The organism is Pseudomonas sp. FYR_5 (assembly GCF_043106315.1).
Taxonomy (GTDB): domain Bacteria; phylum Pseudomonadota; class Gammaproteobacteria; order Pseudomonadales; family Pseudomonadaceae; genus Aquipseudomonas; species Aquipseudomonas putida_Y.
Genome location: NZ_JBICMK010000082.1, coordinates 61230 through 72553, shown reverse-complemented (window position 1 = coordinate 72553; position 11324 = coordinate 61230). Strand labels below are relative to the sequence as shown.

The 11324-nt window shown below is 65.1% G+C and carries 9 protein-coding genes and 1 riboswitch; of the genes, 4 read left to right on the top strand and 5 right to left on the bottom strand.

Annotated features, from left to right (window positions below; translation table 11 throughout):
• Positions 1-239 precede the first annotated feature (239 nt).
• The 4 genes from ACF8RA_RS14260 to ACF8RA_RS14245 all read right to left on the bottom strand — a co-directional run bounded on the left by ACF8RA_RS14260 (position 240) and on the right by ACF8RA_RS14245 (position 3880).
• Positions 240-1259 (bottom strand): branched-chain amino acid aminotransferase, encoded by a 1020-nt coding sequence (locus ACF8RA_RS14260; RefSeq protein ID WP_176683341.1) that lies wholly within the window; start codon positions 1257-1259, stop codon positions 240-242.
• 136 nt (positions 1260-1395) lie between these two features.
• Entirely contained in the window at positions 1396-2973 is a 1578-nt protein-coding gene (locus ACF8RA_RS14255; protein WP_392519267.1) for an ATP-binding cassette domain-containing protein, read from the bottom strand.
• A 170-nt stretch (positions 2974-3143) separates the two neighbouring features.
• Positions 3144-3506, bottom strand: a complete 363-nt coding sequence (locus ACF8RA_RS14250; protein ID WP_392488351.1) for a hypothetical protein — start codon at positions 3504-3506, stop codon at positions 3144-3146.
• Positions 3503-3880, bottom strand: coding sequence for a glyoxalase superfamily protein (locus ACF8RA_RS14245; RefSeq protein ID WP_176683344.1), 378 nt, complete (start codon positions 3878-3880; stop codon positions 3503-3505). The genes ACF8RA_RS14250 and ACF8RA_RS14245 overlap by 4 nt, the downstream gene beginning before the upstream one ends.
• 100 nt (positions 3881-3980) lie before the next feature.
• A riboswitch (cobalamin riboswitch) is annotated at positions 3981-4197 on the top strand.
• 99 nt (positions 4198-4296) lie between these two features.
• On the opposite strand from ACF8RA_RS14245, the gene cobW reads away from it, so the two are divergent.
• From cobW to ACF8RA_RS14225, 4 genes are all read left to right on the top strand, one after another.
• Entirely contained in the window at positions 4297-5364 is a 1068-nt protein-coding gene (cobW, locus tag ACF8RA_RS14240; protein WP_003247913.1) for a cobalamin biosynthesis protein CobW, read from the top strand.
• A 3-nt stretch (positions 5365-5367) separates the two neighbouring features.
• A complete protein-coding gene (cobN, locus tag ACF8RA_RS14235) occupies positions 5368-9129 on the top strand; it encodes a cobaltochelatase subunit CobN (RefSeq protein ID WP_392519266.1) in 3762 nt (1253 codons plus the stop codon).
• A 1-nt stretch (position 9130) separates the two neighbouring features.
• Positions 9131-10144 (top strand): ATP-binding protein, encoded by a 1014-nt coding sequence (locus ACF8RA_RS14230; RefSeq protein WP_176683346.1) that lies wholly within the window; start codon positions 9131-9133, stop codon positions 10142-10144.
• 77 nt (positions 10145-10221) lie between these two features.
• On the top strand, positions 10222-10812 hold the full coding sequence (locus tag ACF8RA_RS14225; RefSeq protein ID WP_392515358.1) for a VWA domain-containing protein: 591 nt from the start codon (positions 10222-10224) through the stop codon (positions 10810-10812).
• Between the two features lie 106 nt (positions 10813-10918).
• Here the strand turns inward: ACF8RA_RS14225 and ACF8RA_RS14220 are convergent, their stop codons facing one another.
• Entirely contained in the window at positions 10919-11185 is a 267-nt protein-coding gene (locus ACF8RA_RS14220) for a hypothetical protein (protein WP_003247923.1), read from the bottom strand.
• Between the last annotated feature and the right edge of the window lie 139 nt (positions 11186-11324).

The window sequence follows — 11324 nt, the reverse complement described above, 5'->3', positions numbered from 1 at the left end:
GGTAAACCCGCTCCTACCACGGTGGTGAACACACATCGTGGGTTGGGCGCAGGCCGTCGTGTAGGAGCGGGTTCACCCGCGAAAGGGCCGGGCCTGCTGGCCAATTTCCACCCGCCCTTCATCGTTGCCGCCGCCACCGTATTCGCGGGTAAACCCGCACCTCAAGGTGGCCGTGTAAACCTACGAAAAACGGGGCATGCCATTACTGGCATGCCCCGTTTTCATACAGCTGATGCGACTCAGGCGACCTTGACGATCCAGCCTGCTGGTGCTTCTACATCGCCGCTCTGGATGCCGGTCAGCTCGTTGTAGAGCTTCTGGGTAACCGGGCCGACCTTTTCCAGGTCGTGGAACACGTGCAGCTTGCCGTTGTACTCGATGCCGCCGATCGGGGTGATCACGGCTGCGGTACCGCAGGCACCAGCTTCGACGAAACGGTCCAGCTTGCTGATCTCGACATCGCCTTCGATCACGGTCAGGCCCAGACGCGATTGCGCCAGCTCCATCAGCGAGAGGCGGGTGATGCCTGGCAGTACCGAGGCCGATTTCGGGGTGACGAACTCGTTGTTGGCGGTGATGCCGAAGAAGTTGGCCGAACCGACTTCCTCGATCTTGGTGTGGGTCAGCGGGTCGAGGTAGATGGCATCGGCGAAGTTGGCCTTCTTCGCTTCAGCGCCCGGCTGCAGGCTGGCAGCGTAGTTGCCACCGACCTTGGCCGCGCCGGTGCCCTGCGGGGCAGCACGGTCGAAGCTGGAAATCTGGAAGCTGTGCGGCTTCATGCCACCCTTGAAGTACGAACCAACCGGGATGGCGAACACCGAGAAGATGAACTCGGGGGCGGTGCGCACGCCAATGTTGTCGCCGGTGCCGATCACGAACGGGCGCAGGTACAGGGCGCCTTTGCCGTGCGGTGGCACGAACTTTTCATTGGCCTTGACCACTTGCTTGCACGCTTCGATGAACACATCGGTCGGCACGTGCGGCATCAGCAGGCGTGCGCAGCTGCGCTGCATGCGGGCAGCGTTCTGGTCCGGGCGGAACAGGTTGATCGAGCCGTCCTTGCAACGGTAGGCCTTCAGGCCTTCGAAGCACTGCTGGCCGTAGTGCAGGGCCGTGGAGCCTTCACTGATGTGCAGTACGTTGTCTTCGGTCAGGGTGCCCTTGTCCCACTCGCCATTGCGCCATACGGACAGGTAGCGTTTGTCGGTCTTGATGTAGTCGAAACCCAGCTTGTCCCAATTAATGCTTTCGTTGCTCATGACACCCTCATTGTCTTGCAAGTGCCCGATCGCTCGGGCTGCTGTTATATGCGCACCATGCCACCTTAATACATCCTTGGCGGATCGGGAACGGCCAGTCACGAATTGATAGGCTGCGATGCTTTTTTTTCGGTTTCTACAACCGCAAGTACTCATCCAGCGCCAGGTTTTCCAGCAATACCGCATCATGGGACGCCACTATCAGCGCCCCGCGAAACTGCCCAAGCATGCGTTCCAGGGCTGTCAGCGAAGGCAGGTCCAGGTGGTTGCCGGGTTCGTCCAGCAACAACAGGTCGAGCGGCCGTTCGCGGTACAGCACGGCGGCCAGCGCCGCCTTCATACGCTCACCGCCGCTAAGCAGGCCACTGGGCAGTTCGATACGGGCCGCATCCAGGCCCAGTTGCGCCAGGCGGCTGCGCAATTTCCCCTGGGCCATCGTCGGGTTGGCTTGGCGTAGGTGTTCGAGCACGCTACGGTTGCCTGCCAGTGTGCTGCAGTGCTGGTCGAGCAGGGCGGTCTCACCACTGAGGCGCACATTGTCGGGCGATGCCGGCAATTCCCCATTCAGCAGCCTGAGCAGGGTAGACTTGCCACTGCCATTGGCGCCGATCAGCCCTACGCGCTGGCCCAGGCACAAGCGCAGGTCAAGCGCTTTACGGGTGCCATGGGGCAAGCAAAGTGCCTGCAACGCCAACACTTCTCGGCCCGGATGACGCTGAGGTGTGGGCGTGTGCAAGGTAATAGCGCTGTCATGCTCCATCTCGCGGGCGGCGTCACGCACTTTGCCCATAAGCGTTTGCCGAGCATCGCGATGCTCGCGGCGCTGCTTGCCGGCAGTGGCCTGGCTGCGCTCCTGCTTGCGGTCGACCAGAATCTTGGCCTGGTTGGCGTGCTTGGCTTGGCGCCCGGCCCGGGCCTGATGGCGCTCCAGGTCTTCGCGTTGGCGCTGCAGTTCACGGGCCTGTCGTTGCTGCGCCTGCTTCAGCCGGGCAAGTTGCTGCTGGGCCTGCGCCGTCTGGTTGGTTTTTTGCGCACTATAGAGGCTGTAGTTGCCACCATAGGCCTGCAAGCCCAGGCTGGATAGTTCGACAATGCGTGCCATGTGCGCCAGCAGGCTGCGGTCGTGGCTGATCACCAGCAAGCCACGGTCCCAGGCTTCGATCATGCTCAGCAACTGGGCGCGGGCGTTGCTGTCCAGGTGATTGCTTGGCTCGTCGAGGATCAGGTAATCGGCACCGCTGAGCCACGCGCCAATCAGTGCCACGCGCATGGCTTGGCCACCGCTCAGGGTCCGAGCGGGCTGGCGCCAGTCAAGTTGACCCAGGCCGTGGCCCTGAAGCTGCAGCTGCAATTGCTCGCGCATATCCCAGCGCTCGCCAACGGTGTCGAAATCCTGGGGCTCGATGCTGCCTTGCTCGATGCGCTCCAGCGCCGCAATCACCGGTCCCACTTGGGCCAGGTCGGCCAGCGTGGCGCTGCGCTCGATGACTTGCTGGTCCAGCAAATGGACAGGTCCGAGGCGCCGACAATGGCCGCTGCTCGGTTCACGCTGGCCGGCAAGAATCTGCCCTAGCAGGCTTTTGCCCACGCCATTGCGCCCGACCAGGCCGGTGCGGCGTTGGTCGAAGGTTTCGTTGAGGTTGCTAAACAGCGGCCTGCCATCAGGCAAGGCCAAGGAGACGCTGTCCAGCGTCAGAATCGACGTGTTCGTCATGCACAACTCCACAAATGCCGCGACATCTCCGGTACGAACCGGAGGCTGAAGACTGGCCGTCGAACAGACGGCGGCATCAATGGCGCATTGGACGAACACCTCGTAATTTAGAGACTGCGTAGCCTAACGGCCCTCTGGGGCCGGGTAAAGCACCGGCTGCCGGTTGGGGCTCAGCGCTGCGTCTGCAAGCGCTTGGCCCAGTCTCCGCCGTGGCCGTGCGCGCAGGCTTCTTCACTGTCGAATCGCACATGCCAGGCCGGATGGTCCAGCTCAATGCCGGCTTGCTCCAGCGCCAGGCCGGTAAGCGCCAGCATGCGCGCCTTCGCATCACCGACCACGGCCGCTGCCTTGTCGGCCTCTTGCTCGAATACCCAGGTGATACGCAGGCTGCTCGGAAAGTCCTCGGGGTCGAGGCGATGGGTAAGCCAACTGAAGCCGACAATTTCTGCCTTGGCGGCTTCGCAGGCATCGGTCAGGCACGCAACCAACTCCCGCTCCAGGCGGCTCATCTCGCGTTTGCCCAATGCCTTCACGGGTTGGCCTCGTCATTGATCTGCTGGCAAAAGCGCAGGCGGTTGCCGAACGGGTCCCATACCTGCATCTGCAGGCCCCAATCCAGGCGCTCGGCCTCGGGCCGGGCGAAACCGTACTGTTTACCCTGCAATTCACCCTCCAGCGCGCGCAGGTCGTCGAGGCGGGCGAACACGGTCGAGCCAGGGCAGGCATCGCCATGGTGCTCTGAAAGGTGCAGGATCAGGCCATCACGGTGGATCTGCATGTACAACGGCAAGTCCGGGCTGAAGCGGTGCTCCCAGTCCAGGCTGAAACCCAGGAAGTCGAGGTAGAACTCCTTGGCCTTGTCGATCGAGAATATGCGCAGTACAGGTATGGCGGGGGCGAGGGGCATGGTGCGTCCTTGACCGTGGATAAGGCGCCACTGTAGCGCACTTGCGCCCAGCGTTGTCGACCGGCCCCGCAGCAATGGTTGACCACCCGCCAGCCACTGCGTAGCCTTGCCACTTCGAGGTTCTTCGGCCTGGCCGAAGCTAAGACGGGAACGCGGTACAAGCCGCGGCTGCCCCCGCAACTGTAAGCACCGACAACGGATCGACACAGCCACTGCGCCAGCGCGCGGGAAGGCGTCATCCCGCCAGCCCGCCGTTCGACTGAACGGGGCATGGAACGGTGCAAGCCAGGAGACCTGCCTCGTCACGTTTTCGACTTTCAACCGGGCGGGGTGATCCGGTGGCGAACAAGCCCGGCCAGCCTGGCCTGCGGCTGTCGTCCTGCATGCCCGCGCCACACTGCCAAGGGCAATGCGACATGAAAACACTGGCCAAGCTCCCCGTCACCATCGTCACCGGCTTCCTCGGCTCGGGCAAGACCACCTTGCTGCGCCACATGCTCGACAACGCCCAGGGCCGCCGCATTGCGGTCATCGTCAACGAATTTGGTGAACTGGGCATCGATGGCGAAATCCTCAAGCAGTGCAGCATCGGTTGCACCGAGGAAGAAGCCAGCGGCCGCGTCTACGAGCTGGCCAACGGCTGCCTGTGCTGCACCGTGCAGGAAGAATTCTTCCCGGTGATGCGCGAGCTGGTGGCCCGCCGTGGCGACCTCGACCACATCCTCATCGAAACCAGCGGCCTGGCCCTGCCCAAGCCATTGGTACAAGCGTTCCAGTGGCCGGAAATCCGCAACGCCTGCACCGTCGATGCGGTCATCACCGTGGTCGACAGCCCGGCCGTGGCCGCTGGCACCTTTGCCGCCTACCCGGACCAGGTCGATGCCCAGCGCAAGCTCGACCCTAACCTGGATCATGAATCGCCCCTGCACGAGCTGTTCGCTGACCAGTTGGCCAGTGCCGACCTGGTGGTGTTGAACAAGGCTGACCTGATCGACGCCGAAGGCCTGGCCAAGGTGCGTGCCGAGGTGGCCGAAGAACTGCCGCCGGCGGTGAAAGTGATCGAGGCCAGCAGCGGCAAGCTGCCACTGGAGGTGCTGCTGGGCGTGGGTGCCGAGTCCGAGGCGCATATCGATGGCCGCCGAACCCACCACGATTCGCACCACGATGGCGACGATCATGACGATCATGACCACGACGCTTTCGACTCCATCTCCATTGACCTGCCTGAAGCCGACGAAAGCCTGCTGCTCGATGCATTGACCCAGCTGGTGGTGGAGTTCGGTATCCTGCGCGCCAAAGGCTTCGCCGCCATCCCGGGCAAGCCGATGCGCCTGCTGGTACAAGGCGTGGGCACCCGTTTCGACAAGCACTTCGACCGCGCCTGGCGCGCCGACGAGCCGCGCATCACCCGCCTGGTGCTGATTGGCCAGGACCTCGATGCCGCCCAGCTGGAAGCGCGCCTGCGCCAGGCGCTGGGCGCCTGACCCATGCACCTGCTGCGGACCCAGCCCGGTGGTTTCGTACCGGATGACAGCATTGCCGACCTCGGCCAGACACCCGCCGAGCTGGTGATTCTCTGCAGCGGCGATTCACACCTGGCATTGCTCGCCGACACCGCCGAGCAATTGCCCGAAGACTTTCCCAGCCTGCGCCTGGCCAACCCGATGCAGGTGCAGAACCATGCCTCGGTCGACCTGTATGTCGACCAGGTGCTGCGTCACGCCAAGGTCATCCTGGTGTCGCTGCACGGTGGCGTTGGCTACTGGCGCTACGGCGTCGAACAACTGGTCGAGCTGGCCGCCCGTGGCGTGCAGCTGATTCTGGTGCCGGGCGATGACCGCCCGGACCCGGAACTGACCAGCCTGGGCAACGTCCGCGGTGAGCAGGCCGAGCGGCTTTGGCATTACCTGCGCCAGGGCGGCAAGGCCAATGCCATCAACCTGTTCAACTGCCTGGCCAGCCAGTGGCTGGGCCGCGACTATGCCTGGGACGAGCCGCAGCCTTTGCCGCGCACCGCGGTATATCACCCCGCCAAGGGCAGCGCGACACTCGAGGACTGGTACCCGCACTGGCACCCCGAGCAGCCAGTGGCGCCGCTGCTGTTCTACCGTTCGCACCTGCAAGCGGCCAATACCGCGTTCATCGACGTATTCTGCCAGCGCCTGCAGGCTGCCGGCCTGAACCCGTTGCCGATCGCCGTGGCCAGCCTCAAGGAAAGCGCCTGCCTGGAACAGGTCGAAGCCTGGCTGGACGAGGTCGGCGCCGAAGTGCTGGTCAATACCACCGGTTTCGCCTTGTCCAGCCCCGAGCGCCCCAACCTGCGCCCGTTCCGCCGCGACATCCCGGTGCTTCAGGCCATCTGTGCGCAGGACAACCAGCCTGGCTGGGAGGCCAGCGAACAGGGCCTGGGCGCGCGCGACCTGGCCATGCACATTGCGTTGCCGGAGCTGGATGGGCGCATCATCACGCGCCCTGTCAGTTTCAAGGACATGGCCTGGCGCAGCGAGCGCAGCCAGTCCGACGTTGTCTGCTACCGCGCCCACCCCGAGCGCATGGACTTTGTCGCCGAGCTGGCCCGCCGCTGGGTCGAGCTGGCCCGCCTGCCCAATGCCCAGAAGCGTGTGGCCCTGGTGCTGGCCAACTACCCGACCCGCGATGGCCGCATTGGCAATGGCGTCGGCCTGGACACGCCCGCCGCCGCACTCAACATCCTCAAGGCGCTGCAGGCCGAAGGCTACCCGCTGGCCGAACTGCCGGGCAGCGGTACGCAACTGATCCAGCAGTTGCTCGGTGGGGTGACCAACGACCTCGACCACCTCGACCAGCGCCCCTGTGCCCAGAGCCTGAGCCTGGCCGATTACCAGCTGGCCTTCGAGCGCCTGCCGCAGGCCAACCGCCAGGCAGTGCTGGAACGCTGGGGGCCGCCCGAACAGGACCCGATGTACCGCAGCGGCCGGCTGATGGTTGCCGGCCTGCGCTTTGGTTTGACCTTCGTCGGTATCCAGCCGGCGCGGGGCTATCAGGTAGACCCCAGCGCGGTGTATCACGACCCTGACCTGGTGCCGCCGCACGGCTACCTGGCATTTCACTTCTGGCTGCGTCACGCATTTGCCGCCGATGCGGTGATCCACGTCGGCAAGCACGGCAACCTCGAATGGTTGCCCGGCAAAGGCGTCGGGCTGTCGGCGCAGTGCTGGCCGGACGCGCTGCTCGGGCCGCTGCCGAACATCTACCCGTTCATCGTCAACGACCCGGGCGAGGGCGCCCAGGCCAAGCGGCGCACCCAGGCGGTAATCATCGACCATCTGATGCCGCCGCTGACCCGTGCCGAAACCTATGGCCCGCTGCGCCACCTGGAACAACTGGCCGACGAGTTCTACGAAGCGCAGTTGCTCGACCCTCGGCGTGCCCGCGAGTTGCAGCGTGACATCCTCGAGCTGGTCAAGGCCAACCACATTGACCGTGAGTTGCAACTGGAAGGGCAACTGGACGATGCGGCGCTCTGGCTGCCGCGCCTGGATACCTACCTGTGCGACCTGAAGGAGTCGCAAATTCGCGATGGCCTGCACGTGTTTGGTCAGTCACCTGAAGGGCGGCTACGCCTGGATACGCTGCTGGCGTTGTTGCGGGTCGAGCGTGGCGACGGTCGTGGCGGCAATGCCAGCCTGCTGCGGGCCCTGGCGAAAGCACTGGTGCCGGGCTGGGACCCGCTCGATTGCGACCTTGGGCAGCCGTGGCAGGGCATACGCCCTGAACAGCTGCAGGCCATGAGCAATGAACCCTGGCGCACCTGTGGCGATACCCGCGAGCGCCTTGAGCTGTTGGCACTGCAGGTGATTGGGCAGGCACTGGAGGGCACAGTACAGTTACCCGACCTGAGTGAGTGGCAACCGGTGCACGCTGTCGTGCAGGCCCTGTGTGAAGCGGTCGCACCCAGCCTGGACGCCTGCGGCACGGCTGAAATGCATGGCCTGCTGGCGGCACTGGCCGGGCGCTTCGTGCCCGCTGGCCCCAGTGGTGCGCCAAGCCGAGGGCGCCTCGATGTGCTGCCCACCGGCCGCAACTTCTATACCGTGGACGTGCGCAACCTGCCCACCACCACGGCCTGGCGCCTGGGCTTCGCCTCGGCCAGCCTGATCCTCGAACGCCATCTGCAGGACCACGGCGACCACTTGCGTCAGCTCGGCCTGTCGGTGTGGGGCACGGCGACCATGCGCACCGGCGGCGACGACATCGCGCAGGCCATGGCACTGATGGGCGTGCGGCCTGTATGGGCCAGCGGCAGCCAGCGCGTAGACGACTTCGAAATCTTGCCGTTGAGCCTGCTCGACCGCCCGCGGGTGGACGTGACCTTGCGCGTTTCCGGCTTTTTCCGCGATGCCTTCGGTAACCTGATCCGCCTGTTCGACGCCGCCGTGCAGGCAGTGGCCGCGCTGGACGAACCTGACGACCTCAACCCCTTGGCTGCCCGCGTGCGCAGCGAACGGGCAGCGCTGCAGGCTCAGGGCGTGGATGCCGAGCAGGCCGCGCGTCAGGCAGGCTGGCGGGTGTTCGGTGCCAAACCTGGCGCTTACGGTGCCGGGGTGCAGAACGCCATCGACGGGCGCTTGTGGCACAGCCGCGACGACCTGGCCGAGGTCTACCTCAATCACGGCGGCTATGCCTACGGCGGCAGCGACGACGGCACCCCGGCCCGCGCCCAGTTCGCCCAACGCCTGGCCAAGGTGCAGGCGGTGCTGCAGAACCAGGACAACCACGAGCACGACCTGCTCGATTCCAACGATTACTACCAGTTCCAGGGCGGCATGCTGGCGGCCTCGGAAACCCTGTCCGGGGCGGTGGTGGCCAGCTACCATGGCGACCACAGCCAGGCCGACCGACCGCGCGTCCGTACCCTCAAGGAAGAGCTGAACCGGGTAATCCGTGCCCGTGCGCTCAACCCCAAGTGGATCGACGGGGTCAAGCGTCACGGCTACAAGGGTGCCTTCGAGATGGCAGCGACAGTCGACAACCTGTTCGCCTTCGACGCCACCACGCACCTGATCGACGACCATCATTACCAGGGGCTGGCCGATGCCTATGTGCTCGACCCGGCGACCCGCGATTTCATGCGCGAGCACAACCCCGAGGCCCTGCGCGACCTCACCGAGCGCCTGCTGGAGGCCCAGCAGCGCGGCTTGTGGCAGGCGCCGGGCGACTACCGCGAAGCCCTTGAGGACCAACTGCTCGACGGCGAGGAACAGGCTTGAAATGAGTGAACCCGTACAATTTCCGCTGGCGGCCGTGGTCGGTGCAGACGACCTCAAGCTGGCGCTGTGCCTGACCGCCATCGACCCCAGGATCGGTGGTGTGCTGATCGAAGGGCCGCGTGGCATGGCCAAGAGCACCCTGGCCCGTGGCCTGGCCGACCTGCTTGGCGAAGGCCCGTTCGTCACTTTGCCATTGGGCGCCAGTGAAGAGCGGTTGGTCGGCACCCTCGACCTGGATGCCGCGCTGGGGCAGGGCAAGGCGCAGTTTTCCCCGGGCGTGCTGGCCCAGGCCGACGGCGGTGTGCTGTATGTCGATGAGGTCAACCTGCTGCCCGACACCTTGGTCGATCTGTTGCTTGACGTGGCTGCCAGCGGCACAAACCGCGTCGAGCGTGACGGTATCTCGCACCGGCACAGCGCCCGCTTCGTACTGATCGGCACCATGAACCCGGAAGAGGGCGAGCTGCGCCCGCAATTGCTCGACCGTTTCGGCCTGAACGTGGCGCTGGAGGGCTTACCGGAGCCCGAGGCCCGGCAGCAGATCATTCGCCGCCGCCTGGCCTTCGACAGTGACCCTCAGGCGTTCTGCGCACACTGGGCCCAGGCCCAGGCGCAACTGCGCGAGCGCTGCCAGGCGGCGCGCCAGGCCTTGGCCGACATTGCCCTGGATGACCAGGCGCTGGCCTGGATTACCGAGCGCTGCTACGCCGCCGGCGTGGACGGCCTGCGCGCCGACCTGGTGTGGCTGCGCGCTGCGCGCGCCCATTGTGCCTGGCGCGGCGCTGCGGCTATCGAAGAAGTGGATGTCGAGGCGGTGGCCGAATTCGCCTTGCGCCATCGCCGCCGTATGACGCCCCAGGCCAACCCGCCGTCGGCGCCACCGCCGCCTGACCAGCAGCCTGGCGCCGGCAACCCGGGTGAACGGGGCGGGCAGGGCGACTGGGGGGCATTACCGGCGCAGCCGGTTGCCAGCGGCGCCCGCCGTGAGGTGCCGAACTGGGCAAAAAAGCCCTGAGCATCCCCCAGCCACCAGCCAAAGGGGCGGATGCCAGAGCGGGCACAGGCAAGCAGAACGGTACCCGCCGTGGCCCCGTGCATCATGCGGCGGCCGGCCGGGTGGCCTGGCTGCCGACCTTGCTCAAAGGGCGGCCGCGTCAGCGACAGGACCTGTGCTGGCAGCAGCGCAAGGGCAGGCTTGCAGAGTTGTGGCTGGTGATCGTCGATGCCTCGGCTTCAACCCGGCGTCATCAGGCGCTGGCGCAGACCAAAGGGTTGCTGGCGGCATTGTTCGACCAGGCCTATCGCCAGCGCGCCCGCTTGGCCCTGCTGACTGCCAGCGGGCGCACGCCACAGTGGCAGCGCCACGGGCTGAAAGCATCCGCTGCCTTGCAACCTTGGCTGCAGGCCTTGGGGGCCGGTGGGGGCACGCCGCTGATCGCCGCACTGGAGCAGGCGCGGCACTGGCTACAGGCGCGGCAGCGAGCCCACCCGCAAGAAGCCTTGCGTTGCCTGGTCTTCACCGACGGTCGCCTGCAGTACAGCAATATCGTGCAGCCGATGCCATGCGCCACGTTGTTGGTCGATATGGAGCTGGCGCCAGTGCGCCTGGGACGCGCGCAGCGTCTGGCAGAACAATTGCAGGCCGATTACCAGCATTTGCAACAATTCAAGGTGGTGGATTGAAAGGGCGGGTTGCGACACTATGTCGCAATCAGAAAAGTTGTCGCAACAGCAACATAGAAGTTGCACAAGTGCGTGACAGTGCACGCACTTGTTGTGCCAGCCGATATTACTTTGGCATCGACCACGGTTGCAGGTCGTAACCTTTTTCACACAGTTCGGCGCGCACTTCTTCGATCAGGCTGGCCCATTGGGCCGGGTCGGAGTAGATGCGCGACGACACTTGCTTGGCGCCGATGCGGGTGCTGGTCCGGTCGATCACTGCCAGGCTCAGTTCACCAGTACCGTTGGGCGCATCCCAGGCTACGCACTGGAACGGTTCGAAGGCGTGGTCGGCAATCAGCAGTGCTTCGTTGACACGGAGCGGGGCATTCATGGTTCGGTCTCTCTATGGTCCCAAACATCGAAGTGAAGTCCGCGTTGCTTCAAAGTCGCCTCATGTATCGCGAAGTGCAGCGCGGGGTTGTGTGTACTGATGCTCGTTGTTAGTGGATAAGTCACACATTGGTTGTAAA

Bases quoted from the DNA above. Each gene is read 5' to 3' on its own strand.
- cobN (WP_392519266.1), top strand. From the start codon at position 5,368: ATGCACCTGCTGCGGACCCAGCCCGGTGGTTTCGTACCGGATGACAGC.
- ACF8RA_RS14230 (WP_176683346.1), top strand. From the start codon at position 9,131: ATGAGTGAACCCGTACAATTTCCGCTGGCGGCCGTGGTCGGTGCAGAC.
- ACF8RA_RS14255 (WP_392519267.1), bottom strand. From the start codon at position 2,973: ATGACGAACACGTCGATTCTGACGCTGGACAGCGTCTCCTTGGCCTTG.
- ACF8RA_RS14220 (WP_003247923.1), bottom strand. From the start codon at position 11,185: ATGAATGCCCCGCTCCGTGTCAACGAAGCACTGCTGATTGCCGACCAC.
- ACF8RA_RS14260 (WP_176683341.1), bottom strand. From the start codon at position 1,259: ATGAGCAACGAAAGCATTAATTGGGACAAGCTGGGTTTCGACTACATC.
- cobW (WP_003247913.1), top strand. From the start codon at position 4,297: ATGAAAACACTGGCCAAGCTCCCCGTCACCATCGTCACCGGCTTCCTC.
- ACF8RA_RS14245 (WP_176683344.1), bottom strand. From the start codon at position 3,880: ATGCCCCTCGCCCCCGCCATACCTGTACTGCGCATATTCTCGATCGAC.